Genomic DNA, 23,312 nt, shown 5'->3' on the forward strand with positions numbered 1-23,312 from the left:
GAAGTTGCCCTCGGTTTTTTGGTTGATCCCCGCGAAGATACTGGTGGCTTTGTGTGTCTTTGCAAAGCGCCATTCACCGCCTGCGTTAACGCAAGGCGGAAGCGCGGGCGCGCTTGTTTCATTATGGAGCAATCGACGGGCGACGACGCTATTCCGAAGCTTCCTTGAAGTCCATCGAGGCCGAACATGCCGCTATCGCATCCAGCATCTTCTCGAATCGCGGATGATCGCGCACCGAATCGAGGTCCGAATCATGCTTGAACCACAGGATGTGATAGCAAGACGATTGCGGCAGTAGCGCTTCCAGCAGGTCGAGCGCGGCGTCGCATTCGTTCAGCAGCGCATAGACGCAGGCGATGTTGTATTGCGCAACAATGTCGTCCGGATCGATCATCTGGGCACGCTTAACCCATTCCTTTGCTCCTTCCGCGTCGCCCAGGTGAGCCAACGCAAGCGCTCCACGATGAGCGGGTCCCGAATTTTCCGGATGGCGCTCCAACGCCTGCTCGGCGCGATTGATGCATACGCGCGCCCAATGCTCCCGTTCCTCCATCAGCCCAAGCGACCGACAGGCGCTCATCAGGTGGATCGGCGATAGATAGTCGTCGGGGCGTATCTCGGCTGCCCTGGTGAAAAAGGCGATCGCGCCCTCGAACTTGCCCTGCATGAAGAGGAAGCGTCCGTAATGGAAGTTGACCTCATAGAGATCGGGTTCCAAAGCGAGAGCCTTCTCGAACTCGACAAGCGCCTCCTCGTCTCGCCCGTCCTGGTGCAAGGCCAAGCCTCGCGAGGCATGTGCCTCCGCAAGGTTCGCATCGAGTGCGAGCGCCTTGGCGCTCAGGCTGAGAATCCCCTGCAGCGTGTACTCACCGGCGTGCCAGTCGCGCAGCGCCGACTCGCAATCCGCCATGCCGGCATAGGCACGCGCATATTCCGGATCGAGCGCGACCGCCGTTGCAAACATGCGCCGTGCGAGGAGCAGGTAAGGCCTTGTCCAGGTGTGGGAGAGCTGCCGGCCGCGCAAATAATAGGTATAGGCTTCGACATTGGATGTCGGTTCGGCTTCGATCGCTCGCCGCTCCTCGGGCAGCAGCTTGATCTTGAGTTGATCGACGATCGCGTGGGTGATCTCGTCCTGGATGGCAAAGATATCGGTCAGATCGCGGTCAAACCGATCGGCCCACAGGTGACCGCCATTCCTCGCATCGATCAACTGCCCGGTGATGCGGACACGCTGCCCGACCTTGCGCACGCTCCCCTCGAGAACGAAATCGACGCCAAGTTCGGCTGCGACCTGCTTTACCTGCACGGATTTGCCCTTGTAGGTGAAGGCGGTATTGCGCGCAACGACGTAAAGGTTCGAAACCTTGGAGAGATCGGTGATGATGTCTTCGGTGATGCCGTCAGAAAAATACTCCTGCTCGGCATCGCCGCTCATGTTGGTGAAAGGCAGCACGGCAACGAGCTGCTTGTGCTTTTCCCTGGCAGCGGTCAACGCGGCCTTGTTCACCTTCAATGGCAATGCGCGCCGCGGGGAAATCGCATAGACCCGGACCGGCTCCTTGATGTTCTTGAGCCTGTGTTCACCGCGATCCTCGAAGGACAGGTCGAGCCGTGAGCCGACATGGTCTCTGACCGAGGCGGAAACGGCAATGCCACCGGGTTCAGCCAGTGTTTCCAGTCGGGCGGCAACATTGACGCCATCCCCGAAGATATCGCCCTCCTCAACGATCACATCGCCCAGATGGATGCCGATGCGAAATTCGATGCGCTTGTCCTCCAGCACGGACAGGTTTCGCTGAGCAGCTTCCCGCTGCACCTCATCGGCGCAGGCGACGGCATTCACGATACTGGAGAATTCGACCAGCATGCCATCGCCGGTCAGCTTGACGACGCGGCCGCGATGCTGCGCAATCTTCGGATTGAGAAGCTCCGTGCGGCAGCTTTTCACCGCGCTCAGGGTCCCGGATTCGTCTGAGCCCATCAATCGGCTGTAGCCGACGATGTCTGCTGCGAGGATGGCTGCGAGACGGCGTTCCAAGTGTCCCCCGGCGCTGCGATGTTGCTAGGCTCGCCAATTTAACCTTTTATTATCTCATTGTCCCACCAATCATTTGGCTGATCCAGGATAATAAAGCGATTTTGAATGTGAACGTCGAGCCAGCGCAACAACCATGTATAGGCGAGCGGGAACAGCAAATAACCAAGGCCCGGTTGCATCAACAACCGGGCCTTTGCGACATTTCATCGATGATTGATCAGTTCTCGAAGAATTCCTTCATTCGCGCGAAGAACCCGGTCGATTCCGGATTGTTCTCCTTCGAGGAAAGCTGCTCGAACTCCTGAAGAAGTTCACGTTGACGCTTCGTCAGTTTCTGCGGCGTCTCAATCTGGATCTGGATATAGAGGTCGCCCGTTTGCGGCGAACGCAGCACGGGCATACCCTTGCCCTTGAGGCGGAACTGCTTGCCGGCCTGCGTGCCCTCCGGCACCGTAACGCGTGACTTCGTGCCATCGAGCGTCGCTACGTCAAAGGTGCCGCCGAGAGCGGCCGTCGTCATCGAGATCGGGATCGTGCAGTAGAGGTCCGCGCCGTCACGCTGGTAGAATTCATGCGGCTTGACCGACAGAAAGATATAGAGATCACCTGCCGGACCGCCGCGCGTGCCAGCTTCGCCTTCGCCCTGCAGGCGAATCCGCGTGCCGTCTTCGATGCCAGCCGGAATATTCACGGAGAGCGACCGCTCTTCGGTGACGCGGCCCTGGCCGTGGCACTTCGTGCAGGGATCGGGAATGATCGTACCGCGACCATGGCAGGTCGGGCATGTGCGCTCGATCGAGAAGAAGCCCTGTGCAGCACGCACGCGGCCCGAACCCTGGCAGGTGCCGCAGGTCTTCGGTTGCGTGCCGGGCTTTGCGCCCGAGCCGGAACAGACGTCGCAGGTAATCGATGTCGGAACCCGGATTTGTGCCGTCTTGCCTGAGAAGGACTCCTCCAGCGAAATTTCCATGTTGTAGCGAAGATCGGCACCACGCTCGCGGCCGCCGGAAGAGCGCTGGCGCTGACGGCCGCCGCCCATCATCTCACCGAAGATGTCCTCGAAAATGTCGGAGAATCCGCCGCCGCCAAAACCGCCACCGCCGAAGCCACCACCGCCCATGCCGCCGTGCTCGAAGGCTGCGTGACCGTAACGGTCATAGGCCGCGCGCTTCTGCGGATCCTTGAGCATCTCGTAGGCTTCGTTGATCTCCTTGAACTTGCGCTCGGCGTCATGGTCGCCCGGATTCTTGTCCGGATGGTACTTCATGGCGAGTTTGCGGAAGGCACTTTTCAGCTCTTTTTCGTCCGCCGTCTTGGCGACACCCAGCGTTTCGTAAAAATCGGCTTTTGCCATTAAGGATTAGACCCCGGAAATGGATTTCCGGCTGCCGCAAAGACAGCCGGAATGTCAGTTTCAAGTTGACCGCTTCGCCTCGCTTAAGCGGACTTCTTGCGGTCGTCGTCCTTGACTTCTTCGTAGTCGGCATCGACGACATTGTCATCGCCGCCTTCCGCCGAAGCGTCCGCAGAGCCGGCTTCCGCCTGCTGGGCTTCATAAATCGCCTGACCGAGCTTCATGGAAACTTCCATGAGGGTCTGGGTCTTTGCCTTGATGTCTTCAGCATCCGGCTCGGTTGCTTCGACGGCAGACTTCAGAGCAGCGATCGCGTCGGAGATCGCAGTGCGGTCGGCCTCAGAGACCTTGTCGCCGTAATCCTTCAGCGACTTTTCCGTGGAGTGAATCAGGCTTTCGGCCTGGTTCTTGGCTTCCACGCCTTCGCGACGCTTCTTGTCGGCTTCAGCATTGGCTTCGGCGTCCTTGACCATCTTCTCGATGTCGGCGTCGGAGAGACCACCCGAGGCCTGGATGCGGATCTGCTGTTCCTTGCCGGTGCCCTTGTCCTTGGCCGAAACCTGAACGATGCCGTTGGCGTCGATATCGAAGGTGACCTCGATCTGCGGAACGCCCCGCGGTGCCGGCGGCAGGCCAACGAGGTCGAACTGGCCGAGCAACTTGTTGTCGGCAGCCATTTCACGCTCGCCCTGCGAAACGCGGATGGTGACGGCCTGCTGGTTGTCGTCGGCGGTCGAGAAGGTCTGCGACTTCTTCGTCGGGATCGTGGTGTTACGCTCGATCAGACGCGTAAAGACGCCACCAAGGGTCTCGATACCGAGGGACAGCGGGGTTACGTCGAGAAGCAGAACGTCCTTGACGTCGCCCTGCAGAACACCGGCCTGAATGGCTGCGCCGAGTGCCACGACTTCGTCAGGGTTGACGCCCTTGTGGGGTTCCTTGCCGAACAGCTGCTTGACGACTTCCTGGACCTTCGGCATGCGGCTCATGCCGCCAACGAGAACGACTTCATCGATTTCAGCAGGCGTGACGCCTGCATCCTTCAGAGCTGCCTTGCACGGTGCGATCGTACGCTGGACCAGATCATCTACCAAGCTTTCGAGCTTGGCGCGCGTCAGCTTCAGCGTCAGGTGTTTCGGGCCGGTCGCATCAGCCGTGATGAACGGCAGGTTGATTTCGGTCTGCTGGGCGGACGACAGTTCGATCTTCGCCTTTTCAGCAGCTTCCTTGAGGCGCTGCAGAGCAAGCTTGTCGCCCTTGAGGTCGATGCCGTTGTCCTTCTTGAATTCGGCAACGAGATATTCGACGAGACGCATGTCGAAGTCTTCACCGCCGAGGAAGGTATCGCCATTGGTCGACTTCACTTCGAAGACGCCGTCACCGATTTCGAGGATCGAGATATCGAAGGTACCGCCACCAAGGTCGTAAACGGCAATGGTCTTGCCATCCTTCTTGTCGAGACCGTAGGCGAGTGCAGCTGCCGTCGGCTCGTTGATAATGCGCAGAACTTCGAGGCCAGCGATCTTGCCGGCATCCTTGGTTGCCTGGCGCTGTGCGTCGTTGAAGTATGCAGGAACGGTGATAACGGCCTTCTCGACCTTTTCACCGAGATAGGATTCGGCGGTTTCCTTCATCTTCTGAAGGATCATCGCGGAGATTTGTGCCGGAGAATAGGACTTGCCCTGGGCCTCGACCCATGCGTCGCCATTGTCTCCCTTGACGATATGGAAGGGGACGAGGCTCTTGTCCTTCTCAACGGTCGGATCCTCGTAGCGGCGGCCAATCAGGCGCTTTACTGCGAAGAGGGTGTTCGTGGGGTTGGTGACGGCCTGGCGCTTGGCCGGCTGGCCGACGAGGCGTTCGCCATCGTCAGAAAATGCCACCATGGAAGGGGTCGTGCGCGCACCTTCCGCATTCTCAATGACCTTTGCGTCTTTGCCGTCCATGACCGCGACGCAGGAATTTGTCGTTCCGAGGTCGATACCAATTACTTTTGCCATGTCATTCTCTCCTTGAAGCAAGCTGTCGGAACCCCGAGAAGGCATTTCCCTGACAGCCCCTTACGGGATGGGTCTTTAAGATTAACGCAATCGTGATTGCGGTGATGCCGCGTATATAAGGAGCGGTTTTCGGGACTGCAAGGCGAGAACCAGCCAGAAAACAGGCAAAACAAGCGCCCAACAATTAATTTTGACGGGCATAGGAAGATCGCGTTTTCCTGGCCAAAACGCGTTGACTATTGTCCCATAATCAGGTCGAGGAGAGTCGTCCGTCTCGGACGACCGCCCGGCGACGGTTCAGGCTCGCCAATATCGCCCGGCGGAAGCGCATCGCCGTCCCCGTAGCCACCATCCTGAGCGACATCGGCGGGAGGGATCGGGCCGCCATGGGTCGGGGCCATCGGCTGCCGTTTTGGCCGGTCGGGCGCCTGTGGATAACGCCCGCTCACATCGGTCGATTCGCCAAAGACACCAGAAAGGATGCTGCCAATCGTCGTCGGCTCCTCAAGCGGCGGCGCCACGCCGGGCTCGGCAGACGCCATCGGCTGATCGCCGAAGCCAGAATTGGCCGGATCTGCCATAAACTGCCCGTTGCCGAACAGCGGTGCCGGCGACAGACCTTTGTGGGCTGCGACCATGAACTCCTGCCATGCCTTGGCCGGCAACCCGCCGCCTGTCACCTTTTTCATCGGCTTGCCATCGTCGTTGCCGAACCACACGCCGGTGGTCAGGTTGCTGGTGAAGCCAACGAAGAGCGCGTCGCGGGAATTCTGGGTGGTGCCGGTCTTGCCGGCTGCCTGCCAACCGGAAAGCTTGGCACTTTTTCCCGTTCCCTGGTTGATGACGCCCATCATCATCGTGTTCATGTTGGCGGCAATGGCTTCCGACAGCACACGGGGCGGGTTGTCGTAGGTGTTCTCATAGAGAACTTTGCTGCCGTCAGCCGTCGTCACGCGCCGGATCACGTGCGGCGTTGCCTTGTAGCCGCCGTTCATGAACGCTGCATAGGCGCCTGTGAGCTCGGTCAACGACACTTCCGACGTGCCGAGCGCAATAGAGGCATTGGGCTGCAGTTCCGATTCGATGCCGAGACGGTGTGCCAGCTTGATGACCTGGTCCGGACCATCATAGATGACGAGCTGGGCGGCGACGGTGTTCAGCGACTTTGCAAGGGCCGCCGCAAGTGTCACTTCGCCATTATACTTCTTCTCGTAGTTCTCGGGCGTCCAATCGCCGATGCGGATCGGCGCATCATTGAATACGGAGAAGGGCGTCAGGCCCTTTTCCAGCGCCGCCGCATAAACGAAAGGCTTGAAGGATGAACCCGGCTGCCGCTTGGCCGTGACCGCGCGATTGAACTGGCTGTCGGCATAGTCCCTGCCGCCGACGAGCGCGCGGATTGCGCCGGTCCCGTCGAGTGAGACCAACGCAGCCTGCGAGGCGTCGAGCTTGGCACCATCCTTGCCCAACACGTCGTTCAGCGACTGCTCGGCTCGCTTCTCCAGCGTCTTGTCAATCGTCGTATCGACGACGATGTCCTCCTTGACGTCGCCAATCAGGCCGGGCAGCTGGTCCATGACCATATCCGCCACATAGTGCCCGGCGCCCGACCAATAGCGCTTCGCCTTGGCCGGCGTCTGCGACATCGCGGTCTTCACTTCGTCATCGGTGATGTAGCCCTGATCCCGCATCGTCTGCAGCACGACCTGCGCACGGGCGTTCGCCGCTTGCGGATCGCGCGCCGGCGAAAGGCGCGACGGCGCCTTAACAAGGCCAGCTAGCAGAGCGGCTTCGCCAAGGTTCACATCGCGTGCGGACTTGTTGAAGTAGCGGCGCGAGGCAGCTTCGACGCCGTAGGCGTTCGATCCGAAAAAGACGCGATTGAGATACATGGCAAGGATCTGATCCTTGGTATATTTCTGCTCCAGCCAAAGCGCCAGCAGGACTTCCTGCACCTTGCGCTCGAGCGTGCGCTCCGGCGATAGGAAGAGGTTCTTTGCAAGCTGCTGCGTCAGCGTCGAACCGCCCTGGACCATGTGCCCGGTCGTCAGGTTGGTGACGAAGGCGCGTGCGAGGCCAATCGGATCGACGCCGAAATGCGAATAGAAGCGGCGGTCTTCGATGGCGACGATCGCTTCGGGAATGTATGGCGACATGTCTTCGAGCGCGATCGCTTCGCCGCCTGTCGTGCCGCGATTGGCGATGACGCTGCCATCGACCGCAGTGATCTTGACGTTCGGGGGGCGCTCGGGAATGGCCCAGGTGCTGGCGCTTGGCATGCGCGACCCGTAGTAGACGACGAGGCCGGCAATGCCGATGCCGGCCCAGATGCCAAAAACGATACACCAGTAGACAATAAGACGGATGAAGCCGAAGAAGCTTCCGCCTTCGCGTTCCCGGCGGCCGCGCCTGCGTCTCTCGGGTTGCCGTGTGCGAGACGATTTTGAAGCCACCCGCTTGCTCGAGCGTCCACGCACCACACGGTCGTCGGCATCGAGCGAGAAATCGTCATCATCGTCGCGGTCGTCGCGGCCGCTGAAAGAAGGTTCGATCCTGTCGCGTGATTTGCCTCGGCCCGCCATCTAGTACCCGGTGCACCCCATCTTCGCTCTAACTGCAAGATCGCAGAAACCGCGTTTTGCCAAACGGTTCTCCAGTCGGTTGAACTTTAAATGCGGCGATTTAAGGGGTGGTTAAGACGTGGTTAGAAGGGGCCAACGATTGCCCCAACAATGTCAAATTTGGTTCAGCCCCCGTTCACGCAACTGGCTCTCTAATCCACGTGCAAGGGACTTGCATAACAGAGGTGCAGAGATGCGTATGAGAATGATTGCAGCCGCGATCGCCATTTGTGGATTTGGCGTTTCCGCGGCTGAAGCGATGCCGGTCGCGCCGGTAAACGGCGCTGCGGCCAAGAATACGGTACTTGTCGATTATGCTTGCGGTCGCGGCTATCATCTCACTCGGTGGGGAAATTGCCGACCGAACTGGAACCGGCCGCCGCCACCGCGCTACGGATGGCGCGACGACCGCCGCTATGGATGGCGCGGCCCCCCGCCCCGCTATGGTTGGCGCTATGAGCGATCCTACGGATGGGATCGTCCGCCGCCGTGGGTGCGTGGACGTGACAGCGATTGGCGCTGATAAAGATCAGCAAAGCCCGGCGCCACACGGCCCGGGCTTTGCTTCATTTAGCTTATCAAGCCACGTTTTTTTGGCATAGCTGCCATTCGTTGCCACCGTCACAAATCTGACATATAGCACGTCGAATTGCGCCTAGGATTAGCGCAGAGCGCGCAAATGTAGGCATTTATCAGCATCGACATTAGCAATATCGAAGAATTCAAGCTGCGCGAAGTCTGGAGCGTGCATGAGTTTGCGCGCCGCTACCGGCTGACAAAGATGGAAGAAAGCCGCCTGAAGATGCTGCACGGCCCGTTCGCAGAGATGCGCGAGCTGCTCGTCTGTCGGCAGAGTGTTTCTCTCTGGTAGCAGGGAACCATTAGCGAACTAGTGAATTAATTCCGTAGCGAAACACGCCCTACACGTTTCGCTACGGGTCGGCCGTCTCCCCTCAAACGTGCCGACCACGATCAGGCCCGGTGTCTCTCCCAGAGCGCCGGGCCTTCTCATGTCGGCTGCAAGAAGGGCGGCCTTGCAACCGTCCGGATTCATCACTGTTGGTTGCCGCAGGCCGGATCACCCGGCTGGCAAGGAGGCGGCCCCCGACGCCCATCGCCGCCGCGACGCTGATTTGCGTCATCGTTGCGCTGCGGCGGTCGCTGGAAGTCTCGACGATAGTCACTGGGCCGTCCCTGAAAATCCTGACGGCCGGGGCCGCGGTCGAAATCTGGCTGCCGAGTAGGTGATGAGCCTTGCTCGGGGCGACGGTCCGGCCTGCGGCTTCCGTCGGGCCTGCGATCCGGGCCGCGACTAAAGTCCGGCCGCGGGTCGGGTCCCCGGTCAAAATCAGGCCGTGGGCGACCGGGTGTAGGATTTCGGTCGAATTCCGGGGGGCGTACTGGGCGAACGATAGCGGGCGGGCGATCATAGACGGGGTTACGGCGCCAACGATCGCGGTCGCGATAGAAATCGCGATTGCGGTAGTTGCGATCCCAGTAGTTTCCGACGCTGAAGACCACGGTCGGAATTCCGAGGGGGCGGTAGTATTCTGGCCCGACGTAGACGCGCCGGCTCTGATAGAGTGCCTGGACATAGCGACCGGCGACCCAGCCGCGACCACCATAGAATTCCACATCGCACCACGGCACATCCGCGAGGCAACCATGGATCTCTACCGATTCGCCGGCGGGAATCACGGTTACGGCGGGATATTGCGTGCTCGGTCCGGCCCGCATGTTGACGTTGGCTGTCGCAAATCCCTCGGCTGCCTCAGCAATCGCCGGTGCGAGTAAAAGCGCGGCCGCCGCGGTGGTCTTCAACATTATGGACTTCACGTTTCAACTCCTTGGACGACGCAGGCAACCGTGCTGCCGGCGTTTTCCGAAAGGGTGCCAACCTATCTCGCGCCTGGTGTAGGCATTCGCCGCCCGGCGCCGATCTCGGCTCAATCACCTTTTTCTTTCAATGATTTGTAGTCCGCTCGGATGAACCCAAGTTGAACGAGAGAAAGCCTCGAAAAGCATTGCCCTACTTGAAAGACGGCCGCCGCATTGCGACATGACGGCCAACATATTGCAGCTGATGGAACGCTGTGCGCGCAAGCAACGTTGCCGCTTCCATCGATCTGGCCGTGGCTCTGCCGTTAACCAATCGTTAACCTTTCCAGATCACCTTGGCTGCAACATTCGCTTCCTCCTTGACCACGGATGTACTGGCATCGAAGTGGAGCGGATGACGAAAGGCCGGTTTGTTCCGGCCTTTTTGTCTTTCTGGCGTTCGAATGAGAACGCCTTTCCTGCCTGTTACTTGGCCAGCGCGTCCAGGATGCGAATCCAGGAACGGATACCCTTATGGTAGGAGACGAGTTCGTACTTCTCGTTCGGCGAGTGAATGCGGTCGTCGCTGAGACCGAAGCCGACGAGCAACGACTCCATGCCGAGCATCTTCTGGAAGTCGCCGACGATCGGGATCGATCCGCCCATGCCGATCACAACGGCTGGCTTCGGCCACTCGTCAGAAAGCGCATTCTTGGCCTTCGTCAGCACCGGAGAATCATAGGAGAGGTGGATGGCCGGCGATCCGCCATGCGGATGGAACTCGACCGAGCAATCCGCGGGGATTTTCGAGCTGATGTAGCGGCGGAAGCTTTCCCGGACAGCATCCGGATCCTGCGTGCCGACGAGGCGGAAGGAAACCTTGGCAGAGGCCTTGGCTGCAATCACCGTCTTGAAGCCCTCGCCGGTATAGCCGCCCCAGATGCCGTTGATCTCGGCAGTCGGACGCGCCCATGTCAGCTCAAGGACCGACCGGCCCTTTTCGCCAGAGGGGATCGACAGACCGACCTCGCCGAGGAAGGTCTCCGCCGTCTTGCCGAGAGTTTCCCAGGATGCCTTGATATTGGCGGGGGTTTCCTCGACGCCGTCATAGAAACCTTCAAGGCTGATGCGGCCGGTTTCATCATGCAGTCCGGCAAGCGCGGCAGTCAGGATGTGAATCGGGTTTGCCGCCGCACCGCCGAAGAGGCCGGAATGCAGATCGCGATCGGCCGCGGTTACGACGACCTCCTCCCCGACGAGACCACGAAGCGCTGCGGCAATCGCCGGCGTATCACGATCCCACATGCCGGTGTCGCAAACGAGTGCGTAGTCCGCCTTCAATTCCACGGCGTTGGCGTCAAGGAATGGCTTCAGCGAAGGCGAGCCCGACTCCTCTTCGCCCTCGAAGAGGATGGTGATGCGGCAGGGCAACCCACCATTGATTTCCTTATACGCACGGCAGGCCTCCACGAAGGTCATCAACTGGCCCTTGTCGTCGGCGGTACCGCGACCGGTGAGGATCTTCCGGCCGTTGCCTAGATCTTTGATCGACGGCTCGAAAGGATCGTTCTCCCAGAGTTCAATGGGATCGACCGGCTGCACGTCGTAGTGACCATAAAACAGCACATGCGGCGCGTCGGCGCTCGCAGCGGCGTGATGGGCGACAACCATGGGATGACCGGGCGTGTCGCGCACGGAAGCATCGAACCCCAGCGTCTTGAGATAGGAAACCAGCCATTCGGCCGCCTTGCGGCACTCGGCCCTGTAGGCCGGGTCGGTGGAGATGGATTTGATCCGCAAGAGTTCGAACAGCTTGTCGAGGCTTGATGGCAAATTCTGGTCCGCGCGCGAAAGCACTGGCATAACATCGGTCATTTTCGACTCCTTTCGAAATTCCGCGGGACGATAGACCAAAGGTCGATCGCTTTCGAGGCGAAAAAGACCGGGGAAAAAGTCTCCGTTGAAAAAGAACAAAGCTCATGGATACCGGAAGATGAGGGCATGAAATCGCAGATACAATTTACAGTTATTTAGGAGAGCCTAAATAATCTGTCGCCAATCGTTGTTCGAGGTGAGATATGTTCTCTGTGGTCACCTGCATTCGCGACAACCATGACTGGCGCCTGATCATTGCCGCGGTCATCGTTTGCCTCATCGGCAACCTTGCCTCGATGCTGCTTCTGTCGCGCGCCCGTGAATGCGATCTTGGGCAGCAACGAAACTGGATCATGGCTTCGGCATTTGCCTGCGGCGTCGGCATCTGGGCCACACATTTCATCTCAATGCTCGCCTACGATGGTGGCTTTACGATCACCTACGGGCTCGGCCTGACGGCGCTCTCCGTCGTGTTCGCCATATGCGTTTCCTGGTTGGCGATTCTTGTCGCCTCCGGGGAGCGAGCGATTATTCTTTCGTCTCGGGTGGCGTCTTGATGGCGCTGGGCATCGGGTCGATGCACCTGACGGGGATGCAGGCGATCGAGGCACAGGTCGACATCGTCTACAACCTCCAGGCAACATTCGTTGCTCTCTCGATAGGTGCAGTGCTTTCCAGCCTTGCCTTTCTCTCTTTCAAGAAACTGACCGGCGCGAAGCGACTGCTCGTGTCGGCGATCGCCATGGTCCTCGCCATCGCCGCGATGCATTTCACATCCATGAGCAGTATCGCTCTCGTTCCGCAGGCTGGTCGAGACGTGACGACAACGGTTCTTGAGCCAAAGACACTCGCCGCAATCATCATGGCAATATCGACAGCGCTGATCCTGGTTGCGCTCGTCGGGGCGTTCCTGGAGAGCCATCTGACTGATCTGCGAGGCCTTGCAAACGCGTCGATGGAAGGACTGCTCATCCTGCGCGAAGGGAGAATCGTCGACGCCAATGAGCGCTTCCAGGAAATGTCAGGCTGGCAACTGGCCGAATTGCTCGGGACTGATCCAGCCTCCTTGCTGATGAGCATGGATGGGCGTGCAACGATCTCCCATCAGGAAACGCCGCTGACGACCAGGGACGAGCGCGAGATGCCGGTGGAAACCATGGCCCGCCGTATGGTCTATCGCGGACGCAACTGCGAGGTTCTCGTGCTTCGCGATCTGACCGAGCGCAAGCGCACCGAGAAAATGATCGAACATCTGGCGCAGCACGATGTTTTGACGGGATTGCCGAACCGCTCGCTATTCGACACGCGTATCCGGCACGCGCTTCAACTGGCACAGCGCAAGCGCACGCAGATTGCCGTTTTCTGTTTGGACCTCGACCGCTTCAAAGCCGTCAACGACATCTTTGGACACGCCGAAGGCGACCGGATCTCTGTAAGGTCTCGGCGATCCTGCAGCGCGTGGCAGGCGAAGGCGATACCGTTGCCCGTCTGGGCGGCGACGAGTTTGCGATCATCCAGACGGGCAAGCAGCAGCCGGACGCGGCGCGCAGGCTCGCCGATCTCATCCTTGGCGGTCTGGCGGCCGAAATGGACATCGCCCGCGATCCGACGGCCGTCGGCGCCAGCGTCGGCATCGCGATCTATCCCACGGATGGGAGCAGCGCGCAGGAGCTGAGCGACAATGCCGACACTGCGCTTTACCGCGCCAAGCATGCTGGTCGCAGCAAGGCCTGCTTCTTCGACGCGGAGATGGACGAGGCTGTCCGCGCCCGTCGGCAAATCGAGGCGGAGTTGCGGCACGCGACGACGCGCAGCCAGCTATCCGTGAATTACCAGCCGATTCTCGACAGCAGAACCGGCTCAATCACCGGCTATGAAGCACTGATGCGGTGGAACCGGCCGGGGCACGGCATGAGTGAGCCCGAGGTTTTCATCAGCATTGCCGAGGAAAGCGGCGTGATCGTGCAGCTGGGTGAGTGGGTGCTGCGCCAGGCCTGTACCGAAGCGGCGCGCTGGCCGCAGCCGCTGTCGATCGCCGTCAACGTCTCGCCGGTGCAGTTCATGCTTCCGAACCTCTGCGAAGGGGTCGCAGCAATCCTCGAGGAGACCGGTCTGGCGCCTCACAGGCTGGAGCTGGAAATTACCGAGGCTGCATTTGAGCGCGACCGAAGCAATGTCATCGCAACGCTGATGCGTCTGCACGGGCTTGGCGTACGCATCGTCATGGACGACTTCGGAACGGGCTTCTCGTCACTTTCGAACCTGCGTGCCCTGCCCTTCCACAAGATCAAGGTGGACCGGAGCTTCACAGGCATCCTCGAGCACGATGCGGTCGCCCGTTCCATCGTCCGTGCCATCATCGGCCTTGGTCACAGCCTGGGGATTCAGGTTGTGACCGAAGGTGTCGAAACGGAACTCCAGCGCCAGATCGTTATCGAGGAAGGCTGCGAACAGTTGCAGGGTCTGCTTCTCGGCAAGCCTGATATCGAACCGAGCGTGAAGCTGGCTGCGCGCGAGAACTTTCTTTCAGTGCACGGAGACGGGTTTGACCGCCCTTGCAACGCGACGACCATAACGGCAGCGGAATAGGGCCAACTCAGAGCTTCTTGGCATTGTCTAGAAGACGGCGGATATATTCAAGGGTCAATTCGCGTTCGAAGCTTTTGAAGCCCTGAAAGAGCGCGAGGTCGGCTTCACGCGCCGCCTCGATCGCGTCGTCTTCCATGCCCTTGGCCTTGTCCGTGAGGAAGATCAGCTGGGCGCGCTTGTCGGACGGATGCGGACGGCGATCGATCAGCCCGTCGCGCGCCATGCGTGCAAGCGTGTTCGCCATGGTCGCCTGTTCGATATCGACGCGAGCCAGCAACTGTTTCTGCGTGAGCCCGTCTTCGGCCCACAGTTCGAGAAGAACCGGGAATTGCCCTGGCGAAAAGCCGAGCCTCGCCGCGCGCTGCTGCAGCGAACGAGCGAAGCCCTTGGCCAGCTGGCTGGCAAGATAGGCTCCCGAGTCCATACGATTAATTCCCATTTTTCTCAGTTAGGCGCAAATACTCGACAAAACAATTCAACAAATCGAATGCGATGTACCACAAATACATTCATCGCAGGCTGTCCGTCGGAAGATAGTGCAGAAAAACAAAGCCGCCATAGCCTGGAGGTGTGGCTATGGCGGCTCTAAAATGGGGACAAAGGCCCGGAGAGGGGATAAGGCCTTTGTCCAAGTCCGATGCGGCGGGGGACAAGCCAGCTATCAGACCCTCGACGCGATCAACACGATCAAACGCCGGTGTTAATCATTTGTGATCGCGAATGTGGCTTTTCAAGGGAAAGCTAAAGATTGACTATTACAAATTAGTAACAGTTTGGTGAGGCAGAAACTTTTCGCCCTCGGAACTTTATATGGACCTTCCGGGGTGGCCGCGCTATCCATGACGCCATGAAAAAAGGCGATCATCTTTTCCTTGTCGACGGCTCCGGTTTCATCTTTCGAGCCTTTCACGCACTCCCGCCCCTGACCCGCAAGTCCGACGGTTTGCCGGTGGGCGCGGTGTCGGGATTTTGCAACATGCTGTGGAAACTCCTGACCGATGCGCGCGACACATCGGTTGGCGTGACCCCAACGCATCTGGCCGTCATCTTCGATTATTCGGCAAAGACGTTCCGCAAGGATCTCTACGACGCCTACAAGGCAAACCGCTCGACGCCGCCCGATGAACTCATTCCTCAGTTCGGCCTCATCCGCCACGCGACGCGCGCCTTCAACCTGCCGTGCATCGAGACCGAAGGTTTCGAGGCCGACGACATCATCGCAACCTATGCTCGCCAGGCCGAAGCGGTCGGCGCCGACGTGACGATCGTATCCTCGGACAAGGATCTGATGCAACTCGTCACGCCGAACGTCCACATGTACGACAGCATGAAGGACAAGCAGATCGCCATTCCCGATGTCATCGAGAAATGGGGCGTACCGCCCGAGAAGATGATCGATCTTCAGGCGATGACCGGCGACTCGGTCGACAACGTACCGGGCATCCCAGGCATCGGCCCTAAGACAGCTGCGCAGCTTCTGGCTGAGTATGGCGACCTCGACACGCTTTTGGAGCGTGCGACGGAAATCAAGCAGGAAAAGCGCCGCCAGGCGATCATCGAAAACGCCGACAAGGCCCGCCTGTCGCGTGAGCTGGTGCGGCTGCGCACGGACGTGCCGCTGGAGCTCGGGCTGGAAGCGCTCATCCTGGAGCCGCAGAACGGGCCGAAGCTGATCGGCTTCCTGAAGGCAATGCAGTTCACATCGCTGACGCGGCGCGTGGCTGACGCCTGCGATTGTGATGCCAGCGCCATCGACGCCATCGACGTTCCGGTGGAATGGGGTGCAGCGGCACGCGGCCCCGATCTCGACGTCGCCCAGCCGGAGCCGGTTGCCGGTGGCATTCCCGACGTCGCCGGCGACTCGGTGCCCGTTCCCGCGAAAGCGAATGGCGCAAACGGTCGTGAAGGCACTTTCCTGCCAGGCGATCTTGCCAAGGCGCGCGCCGAAGCGTTCGCCTCCCTTCCCTTCGACCATTCGCGCTACGTCACCATCCGCGATGTCGCGACGCTCGACAAATGGCTTGCCGATGCGCGCGACACGGGACTGGTCGCCTTCGATACCGAAACCACGTCGCTCGATGCGATGCAGGCCGAGCTCGTCGGATTCTCGATGGCGATTGCCGAAAACGACAAGAATCCCACCGGCACCAGCATCCGCGCCGCCTATGTCCCAATCGGCCACAAGACAGGCATCGGCGATCTGCTCGGCGGCGGACTTGCCGACAATCAGATTCCGATGCGCGACGCCCTTCCCCGACTGAAGGCACTGCTGGAAGACGAGTCGATCCTGAAGGTCGCCCAGAACCTCAAATACGACTACCTGCTGATGAAGCGTTACGGCGTCGAAACGAAGAACTTTGACGATACGATGCTCATTTCCTACGTGCTGGACGCTGGAACCGGGGCGCACGGAATGGATTCGCTGTCGGAGAAGTTCCTCGGCCACACGCCGATTGCCTATAAGGACGTGGCCGGCAGTGGTAAGTCGAACATTACATTCGACCTCGTCGACATCGACCGCGCCACGCACTATGCCGCCGAAGATGCCGACATCACATTGCGGCTCTGGCTCGTTTTGAAGCCGCGCCTTGCCGCCGAAAAGCTGACCACGGTCTACGAGCGCCTTGAGCGGCCGTTGCTTCCTGTTCTGGCGCACATGGAAGCGCGCGGCGTCACCGTCGACAGGCAAATTCTCTCGCGTCTGTCCGGCGACCTCGCACAGGGCGCCGCCGCATTGGAGGATGAGATTTACAAGCTTGCAGGTGGGCGCTTTACCATCGGCTCGCCGAAGCAGCTGGGCGACATCCTGTTCGGCAAGATGGGGCTCGCCGGCGGCAGCAAGACGAAAACCGGCCAGTGGTCCACATCGGCAAGCGTCTTGGAAGACCTCGCAGCAGCAGGCTTCGAGTTGCCACGTAAGATCGTCGACTGGCGCCAGCTGACCAAGCTGAAGTCGACCTACACGGATGCGCTGCCGGGATACATCCATCCCGAGACGAAGCGGGTTCACACCTCGTATTCACTGGCATCGACGACAACCGGTCGTCTCTCGTCCTCAGAACCGAACCTGCAAAACATCCCCGTGCGCACGGCGGAAGGTCGCAAGATCCGCACCGCCTTCATCTCGGCACCGGGCCACAAGCTGATCTCGGCCGACTATAGCCAAATCGAGCTGCGCGTGCTCGCGCACGTCGCCGAGATTCCGCAGCTGACGCAGGCCTTTGCTGATGGCGTCGATATTCATGCCATGACCGCATCGGAGATGTTCAGCGTACCAGTCGAGGGCATGCCGTCCGAGGTGCGGCGTCGAGCGAAGGCAATCAACTTCGGCATCATCTACGGCATTTCCGCCTTCGGTCTTGCCAATCAGCTGTCGATCGAACGCTCGGAAGCGGGCGACTATATCAAGAAGTACTTCGAGCGCTTCCCCGGCATCCGTGATTACATGGACAGCCGCAAGCAGATGGCACGCGACAAGGGCTACGTCGAAACGATCTTCGGGCGGCGAATCAACTATCCGGAGATTCGCTCTTCCAATCCGTCGGTGCGCGCCTTCAACGAACGTGCGGCCATCAACGCCCCGATCCAGGGATCGGCCGCGGACATTATCCGCCGGGCGATGATCAAGATGGAGCCGGCGCTGGCGGAGGCGGGACTTGGCGACCGCGTCCGCATGCTCTTGCAGGTGCATGACGAATTGATCTTCGAGGTCGAGGATGCTGACGTCGAAAAGGCGACGCCGATCATCGTTTCGGTCATGGAAAATGCCACTATGCCGGCGCTTGAGATGCGCGTGCCGCTGAAGGTCGATGCGCGTTCGGCGACCAACTGGGACGAAGCGCACTAGCGCTTCGTCGAAAATCCATTAAAATTTTCATTACCTTGCAAGCAATTGATATAAAACATTTTTCTTGTACTTTCCCGCCGAAACGCCGCGCAGGCAGAAGGAACTTATTAACCTTCATTTCCTAATCCGGAAGCGGGTAATAGTTGCTAATCATGAGTGAGTAGCGGTCGTATGCGCTTTCCTAGAACCAATCTGACAGGGGCCGAGGATATTTCCACGGAAGTCGAAGGTGAACAGCTGCAGGAACACGCGGGCGAGAAGCCTACGGCACCAATCTGGCAGAGCAATTTTTCACTGGCTCCGAACGTGCGGTTCACCCGCACGCCCGAGAATCTGATCAATCCCAAACGCGTGCCGGTCCTCCCGGTTCACACGCCGCCTCTTGCGACACAGGAACACGTTGCGGCAGACATCTGTGTCAGCGCACAGCCGCCGGCACCGGTCGTCGTCAACGTTCCGTTCGACGTTTACGAACCGGAGACCCCGGCCGTGAACGAGATGCCGCAGGCTGCAACTGCGTCGCCGGCGATTTCGGTCGAGCCCGATGCTGAAACGCATATCCGCGCATCCACCGAACTGGCGTCCATCTCTGACTTCGCGTTCTGGGAAGTCATGGCCTTCGAGGAAGCTCCGGCCGAACCGATCTTGCTTCCTCAGGTTTGCCTGCCGAGACCCGAGGTCAGTCCGGGCTCGATCATCAGCCGGTTCCGGATCTTGGAATGGCAGCCTGGCCGGCAACGGCCCGCAACAGCTGTTGCACAGGCGGCAGTTCCGCCGCCAGTCACCCCGGCTTTGGCTGCGCCAGCCCCTGCTTTGACACGCAACCGCGCAACGCAGCCCCATGTCGAGGAAGTGTCGGCGGTGCAGCCGAAAACGCAGCCCATCGCTCTGGTGCCGGTCCGCACACAGGCGCCGCAGCCGCTTGCGCCCGCACCGCGTTTTGCTGCGCAGAAGATTGTCCCCTCCAGGATCGATGCCTCCGGTTATGAATTCCCCCCGCATTCACTGCTGCAGGAGCCGCCGGAACGGGTTGGCGAGATCATGTCGCAGGAGACGCTGGAGCAGAATGCCGGTCTTCTCGAGAGCGTACTTGAGGATTTCGGCATCAAGGGCGAGATCATCCATGTCCGCCCCGGTCCCGTCGTCACGCTTTATGAGTTCGAGCCGGCGCCTGGCGTCAAATCCTCACGCGTCATCGGCCTGGCCGACGATATCGCCCGTTCGATGTCGGCGCTCTCGGCACGCGTTGCGGTGGTCCCCGGCCGCAATGTCATCGGCATCGAACTGCCGAACGTGCTGCGCGAAACCGTCTATTTCCGCGAGATGATCGAGAGCCAGGATTTCGAGAAGAGCGGCTACAAGCTGGCGCTCGGCCTCGGCAAGACGATCGGCGGCGAGCCTGTGATCGCCGAGCTCGCGAAGATGCCACACCTGCTCGTCGCCGGCACGACGGGTTCGGGCAAGTCCGTCGCCATCAACACGATGATCCTGTCGCTGCTCTACCGGATGTCGCCGCAGCAATGCCGCCTGATCATGGTCGATCCAAAGATGCTCGAACTCTCCGTCTACGACGGTATCCCCCATTTGCTGACGCCTGTTGTCACCGACCCCAAGAAGGCGGTCATGGCGCTGAAGTGGGCGGTGCGCGAGATGGAGGATCGCTATCGCAAAATGTCGCGCCTCGGCGTGCGCAACATCGACGGCTACAACAGCCGCGTGGCGCAGGCGCGCGACAAGGGCGAGACCATCCACGTCATGATTCAGACCGGCTTCGACAGAAGCACCGGTGCGCCGATCGAAGAGCAACAGGAAATGGACCTGACGCCGATGCCATACATCGTCGTCATCGTCGACGAGATGGCCGATCTGATGATGGTCGCCGGCAAGGAAATCGAAGGGGCGATCCAGCGCCTGGCGCAGATGGCGCGCGCCGCCGGCATCCACCTGATCATGGCCACTCAGCGTCCATCCGTCGATGTCATCACCGGCACCATCAAGGCGAACTTCCCGACACGCATCTCCTTCCAGGTGACGTCGAAGATCGACAGCCGCACTATCCTTGGCGAACAGGGCGCGGAGCAGCTGCTCGGTCAGGGCGACATGCTTCATATGCAGGGCGGCGGACGTATTGCCCGCGTGCACGGGCCGTTCGTTTCGGATACCGAAGTGGAGAAGGTCGTCGCGCATCTAAAGACGCAGGGTCGGCCGGAATATCTCGACACCGTCACGGCAGACGAAGAGGAAGAGGTCGACGACGAGGACAGCGCCGTCTTCGACAAGGGCGACATGGCGGCCGAGGACGGCAACGATCTCTACGACAAGGCCGTCAAGGTCGTCCTGCGCGATAAGAAGTGCTCGACCTCCTACATCCAGCGCCGTCTCGGTATCGGCTACAACCGCGCAGCTTCGCTTGTCGAACGCATGGAGAAGGAAGGCCTCGTCGGCCCGGCAAATCATGTCGGCAAAAGAGAGATCGTAACGGGGCGCGGCGGCGAGAGCGAGTGATCGCTTCGTCTGCGGCAGCCCCTGATACGGCTGCCGCAGACGACAGAAAACCCCGCGCCGGAGAGATCTCCGCGACGGCATGGCTCGGGTGATAATGGGCAGGCGGTGGTGTTGGTGGATGGGGATTGTCAGGCGGTAAAAGCCTGTCCGATCGCATCGGTGTTTCCGGAGCTTCCGGGCCAACAGGAGCGTCTGACGGCCCCTCCTTCCGGATGGACCGTCGACCCTGACGGCTTCGATCCACCTCTTGCAACCATCACCGGACGCCGGACTTTCGACCAGTTCTGTCAAATCCGGTTGGCGATCCGGCTCCCTGTCCAACGACGCGATCAGTATGCGGCTCGGCAAGTGGTTGAGATCCCTCCCAAGTCTTTTATCGCACAGGAAAATTATCCGCGCGGCAACTTGGTCTCGGCCTTGGCCAGCCGCAGCGTCTCGGCTACGAAGTCGCTTTTGCCGCCGGTATAGACGTCCCAATCGCCGTCAGCCTTTCTGGCAAGGTGCTGTTTCAGCGACTGATACTGTGCCGCACGGTCCGGGTGGAGCCTGAGATAGTCGCGGAATAGGAGGCGGTCGCGGTGAGCCGGATTGCCTGATGTGCAGAGATAGAGACGCAGGCCATAGCAATCGTGATCGCGGGTGAAGGTCCAGCGGCCTTCGCCATGGGGATCGCCGTGATCCCGAAAACCGGCGGATGGAAGCAACGCGGCGAGCTCGGCCAACGCCGTTTCATTCGCAAGCACGGCATCGAGATCGATTTTCGGCTTGGCGGCCAGGCCCGGAACCGAAGTGCTGCCGATGTGCTCGATTACGAGAATATGATCGGCGGCCAGACCGAGGAGTTCGGCCCTTGCGGCCTTGAAGAGGTCAGGCCATTTTGGGTCGTAGTCGACTACCCTGACCGGCCGCATCGTTGTCCCTTAGCCGATCTCCGCCAGGCAGGCGCTCAGCGCCTCGACCATGCGGCGTTCGCCCTCTTCGCGTGAATCGCTGTTGTCGAGATCGACGACGTCGTAGTCGCCGCGGACGGTGAGCGGGCCGCGGGCGAGCCTTGCCATGATATCTTCATGTGTCTCGCGGCCGCGAGCCTCCAGGCGGCTTGCCAGCACCTCGGCACGCGCCGTCACATTGATGACCTTCAGTCGCGGAAAAACGGCCTTGAAGTGGTGAAGCGCCGAACGGGAGCCATTGGCGACGACCAGATTTCCCTGCGCAAGGGATACCGACACCTCCGCCGGAATGCCATACTTCAGGCCGTGCGCTTCCCACCAAACCGAGAAGCTTCCGGCCTGCTCCATGGAGGCGAAGCCCTGGTCCGACACGGCGAGATGATGTTCCCCGCCGGCCTCGCTGTCACGGGTGATGACGCGACGGACGAAATGCACGTCCGGGCGCCCCCGGAAGTACTTGGCTGCGAGCGCCATCAGCGTGTCCTTGCCGGCGCCGCTCGGACCGACGACAACGACCATGATGCCGCGCTCGGTTCCGGGAACGATGTGGGGCTCGTGCGAGGGCATCATGCGACGCGGCGCCCTTCGCGCCACACGGAGCGGGTGACGGGAACGCCATGGTCGCGGAAAACGCGGACGACATCGGCGCGCAGACCGGTTGCGATGCGGCCGCGATCATTGAGGCTGACGGTACGGGCCGGCGTCGCAGTGACCATGGCGATCGCCTTCGGCAGCGAAATGCTCTCGACCTCGTCGGCGATGAGGAACGGCGCGTAGAGCAGGCTGAGCGGCACGTAATCCGAGGACAGCACGTCGAGGACGCCGCGTTCGGCGAGATCGCGGGCGGCGATGTTGCCGGAGTGCGACTTGCCGCGCACGATGTTCGGCGCGCCCATCAGCACGCTCATGCCGTGCTCATGCGAGGCCTTGGCGGCATCGAAGCTGGTCGGGAATTCCGCCAGGCGAACACCGTTTTCGATGGCTTCGTCGACATGCGCCAACGTTGCATCGTCATGGCTGGCAACGGTGATGCCACGCTCGGCGCAGACCCTGGCAATCGCGATGCGGTGCGGCGTGGAATTGCGCTCGGATTCGCCAACGCGCTTTTCGATGAAGCGGGCGAACTCGACATCGGAGAGGCCGCGCTTCTTCTGGTAGTAGAAGATGTACTGGTTCATGGTCTGGAACTGACGCTGACCCGGGGCGTGGTCCATCAGCGATACGAGGCGAACGTAGGGATCGTTCTCGAAGTCGGCGAAATGTTCCAAAACATTGTCGGCGGAGACTTCGCAGCGCAGGTGGATCAGGTGCTCGGCGCGCAACCGGCCTTCCTGCTCGGTCTTCTGGATGGCGTCGGCCATCTCACGCATTTCGCCGTGCTCGAAGCCGCCGTCCTCGTCGGCTCCCATGCGCAGGCAGTCGAAAACGGTCGTGATGCCGGATGTGACGATCTGGGCGTCGTGGGCCTGGATCGCCGCGATCTTGTTCCAGCGCAGGCCAGGGCGCGGCGAATAGTGGCCCTCGAGATGATCGGTGTGCAGTTCGACGAGACCCGGGATCAGATAATCGCCTTCGAAATCCTCACCGACCGTGGAGCTGCCCGTCGAGATATCGGCGATCTTGCCGTCGCGGACGAGGACCGATCCTTCGATGATCTCATCCTCGAGGACAATGCGGGCGTTGGAGAAGACGGTTTCTGTGGTCATCGGATC

General features: G+C 60.4%; 14 protein-coding genes and 1 pseudogene. 5 read left to right on the top strand and 10 right to left on the bottom strand.

The annotated features are described in order from the left end of the window. Nucleotides 1-148 precede the first annotated feature (148 nt). From BSG20_RS03455 to BSG20_RS03470, 4 genes are all read right to left on the bottom strand, one after another. The gene (locus tag BSG20_RS03455; protein WP_244541262.1) at nucleotides 149-1,984 is read right to left on the bottom strand and encodes a TPR end-of-group domain-containing protein; all 1,836 of its coding nucleotides are present in this window, start codon (nucleotides 1,982-1,984) and stop codon (nucleotides 149-151) included. A 274-nt stretch (nucleotides 1,985-2,258) separates the two neighbouring features. Then, nucleotides 2,259-3,395, bottom strand: coding sequence for a molecular chaperone DnaJ (gene dnaJ / locus BSG20_RS03460; RefSeq protein ID WP_072371829.1), 1,137 nt, complete (start codon nucleotides 3,393-3,395; stop codon nucleotides 2,259-2,261). 83 nt (nucleotides 3,396-3,478) lie between these two features. Then, the gene (dnaK, locus tag BSG20_RS03465; protein ID WP_072371832.1) at nucleotides 3,479-5,395 is read right to left on the bottom strand and encodes a molecular chaperone DnaK; all 1,917 of its coding nucleotides are present in this window, start codon (nucleotides 5,393-5,395) and stop codon (nucleotides 3,479-3,481) included. Between the two features lie 236 nt (nucleotides 5,396-5,631). Next, entirely contained in the window at nucleotides 5,632-7,977 is a 2,346-nt protein-coding gene (locus BSG20_RS03470; RefSeq protein WP_072371835.1) for a transglycosylase domain-containing protein, read from the bottom strand. A gap of 232 nt (nucleotides 7,978-8,209) precedes the next feature. Here BSG20_RS03470 and BSG20_RS03475 point away from each other — a divergent pair, with 232 nt between their 5' ends. Then, nucleotides 8,210-8,539: a GCG_CRPN prefix-to-repeats domain-containing protein gene (locus BSG20_RS03475; protein WP_072371838.1), complete on the top strand. Its 330-nt coding sequence runs from the start codon at nucleotides 8,210-8,212 to the stop codon at nucleotides 8,537-8,539. A 168-nt stretch (nucleotides 8,540-8,707) separates the two neighbouring features. Next, on the top strand, nucleotides 8,708-8,887 hold the full coding sequence (locus BSG20_RS37215; RefSeq protein WP_072371841.1) for a hypothetical protein: 180 nt from the start codon (nucleotides 8,708-8,710) through the stop codon (nucleotides 8,885-8,887). Between the two features lie 182 nt (nucleotides 8,888-9,069). On the opposite strand, the gene BSG20_RS03485 is transcribed toward BSG20_RS37215, so the two are convergent. Beyond that, nucleotides 9,070-9,852 (bottom strand): SH3 domain-containing protein, encoded by a 783-nt coding sequence (locus tag BSG20_RS03485; RefSeq protein WP_072371844.1) that lies wholly within the window; start codon nucleotides 9,850-9,852, stop codon nucleotides 9,070-9,072. Nucleotides 9,853-10,320: 468 nt separating this feature from the next. Further along, nucleotides 10,321-11,709 (bottom strand): M20/M25/M40 family metallo-hydrolase, encoded by a 1,389-nt coding sequence (locus tag BSG20_RS03490; RefSeq protein WP_072372006.1) that lies wholly within the window; start codon nucleotides 11,707-11,709, stop codon nucleotides 10,321-10,323. 203 nt (nucleotides 11,710-11,912) lie between these two features. Between BSG20_RS03490 and BSG20_RS03495 the strand changes: the two are divergent. Continuing rightward, a pseudogene (locus BSG20_RS03495) lies at nucleotides 11,913-14,298 on the top strand (bifunctional diguanylate cyclase/phosphodiesterase). 7 nt (nucleotides 14,299-14,305) lie between these two features. On the opposite strand, the gene BSG20_RS03500 reads toward BSG20_RS03495, so the two are convergent. Further along, entirely contained in the window at nucleotides 14,306-14,722 is a 417-nt protein-coding gene (locus tag BSG20_RS03500) for a MarR family winged helix-turn-helix transcriptional regulator (protein WP_016552356.1), read from the bottom strand. A gap of 423 nt (nucleotides 14,723-15,145) precedes the next feature. Between BSG20_RS03500 and polA the strand changes: the two genes are divergently transcribed. Beyond that, nucleotides 15,146-18,145: a DNA polymerase I gene (gene polA / locus BSG20_RS03505; RefSeq protein WP_072371846.1), complete on the top strand. Its 3,000-nt coding sequence runs from the start codon at nucleotides 15,146-15,148 to the stop codon at nucleotides 18,143-18,145. 171 nt (nucleotides 18,146-18,316) lie between these two features. Beyond that, complete coding sequence (locus BSG20_RS03510) at nucleotides 18,317-20,650, top strand: DNA translocase FtsK (RefSeq protein ID WP_072371849.1); 2,334 nt, start codon at nucleotides 18,317-18,319, stop codon at nucleotides 20,648-20,650. A 389-nt stretch (nucleotides 20,651-21,039) separates the two neighbouring features. Here the strand turns inward: BSG20_RS03510 and BSG20_RS03515 are convergent, their stop codons facing one another. From BSG20_RS03515 to BSG20_RS03525, 3 genes are read right to left on the bottom strand one after another with little or no spacing between them, the layout of a single operon-like run. Beyond that, a complete protein-coding gene (locus BSG20_RS03515) occupies nucleotides 21,040-21,561 on the bottom strand; it encodes a GrpB family protein (RefSeq protein WP_072371852.1) in 522 nt (173 codons plus the stop codon). A gap of 9 nt (nucleotides 21,562-21,570) precedes the next feature. After that, complete coding sequence (gene phnN / locus BSG20_RS03520; RefSeq protein ID WP_024313471.1) at nucleotides 21,571-22,170, bottom strand: phosphonate metabolism protein/1,5-bisphosphokinase (PRPP-forming) PhnN; 600 nt, start codon at nucleotides 22,168-22,170, stop codon at nucleotides 21,571-21,573. Next, on the bottom strand, nucleotides 22,167-23,306 hold the full coding sequence (locus BSG20_RS03525) for an alpha-D-ribose 1-methylphosphonate 5-triphosphate diphosphatase (RefSeq protein ID WP_072371854.1): 1,140 nt from the start codon (nucleotides 23,304-23,306) through the stop codon (nucleotides 22,167-22,169). Before BSG20_RS03525 ends, phnN begins: the two co-directional genes overlap by 4 nt. Nucleotides 23,307-23,312: the final 6 nt, after the last annotated feature.

Origin of the sequence: Rhizobium tibeticum (genome assembly GCF_900110205.1) — a bacterium.
GTDB lineage: Bacteria > Pseudomonadota > Alphaproteobacteria > Rhizobiales > Rhizobiaceae > Rhizobium > Rhizobium tibeticum.

Excerpts from the sequence above, each read along its gene's own strand:
- BSG20_RS03455 (WP_244541262.1), bottom strand. The coding sequence starts at position 1,984 with ATGGGCTCAGACGAATCCGGGACCCTGAGCGCGGTGAAAAGCTGCCGC.
- dnaJ (WP_072371829.1), bottom strand. The coding sequence starts at position 3,395 with ATGGCAAAAGCCGATTTTTACGAAACGCTGGGTGTCGCCAAGACGGCG.
- dnaK (WP_072371832.1), bottom strand. The coding sequence starts at position 5,395 with ATGGCAAAAGTAATTGGTATCGACCTCGGAACGACAAATTCCTGCGTC.
- BSG20_RS03470 (WP_072371835.1), bottom strand. The coding sequence starts at position 7,977 with ATGGCGGGCCGAGGCAAATCACGCGACAGGATCGAACCTTCTTTCAGC.
- BSG20_RS03475 (WP_072371838.1), top strand. The coding sequence starts at position 8,210 with ATGCGTATGAGAATGATTGCAGCCGCGATCGCCATTTGTGGATTTGGC.
- BSG20_RS03490 (WP_072372006.1), bottom strand. The coding sequence starts at position 11,709 with ATGACCGATGTTATGCCAGTGCTTTCGCGCGCGGACCAGAATTTGCCA.
- BSG20_RS03500 (WP_016552356.1), bottom strand. The coding sequence starts at position 14,722 with ATGGACTCGGGAGCCTATCTTGCCAGCCAGCTGGCCAAGGGCTTCGCT.
- polA (WP_072371846.1), top strand. The coding sequence starts at position 15,146 with ATGAAAAAAGGCGATCATCTTTTCCTTGTCGACGGCTCCGGTTTCATC.
- BSG20_RS03510 (WP_072371849.1), top strand. The coding sequence starts at position 18,317 with ATGCGCTTTCCTAGAACCAATCTGACAGGGGCCGAGGATATTTCCACG.
- BSG20_RS03515 (WP_072371852.1), bottom strand. The coding sequence starts at position 21,561 with ATGCGGCCGGTCAGGGTAGTCGACTACGACCCAAAATGGCCTGACCTC.
- phnN (WP_024313471.1), bottom strand. The coding sequence starts at position 22,170 with ATGATGCCCTCGCACGAGCCCCACATCGTTCCCGGAACCGAGCGCGGC.
- BSG20_RS03525 (WP_072371854.1), bottom strand. The coding sequence starts at position 23,306 with ATGACCACAGAAACCGTCTTCTCCAACGCCCGCATTGTCCTCGAGGAT.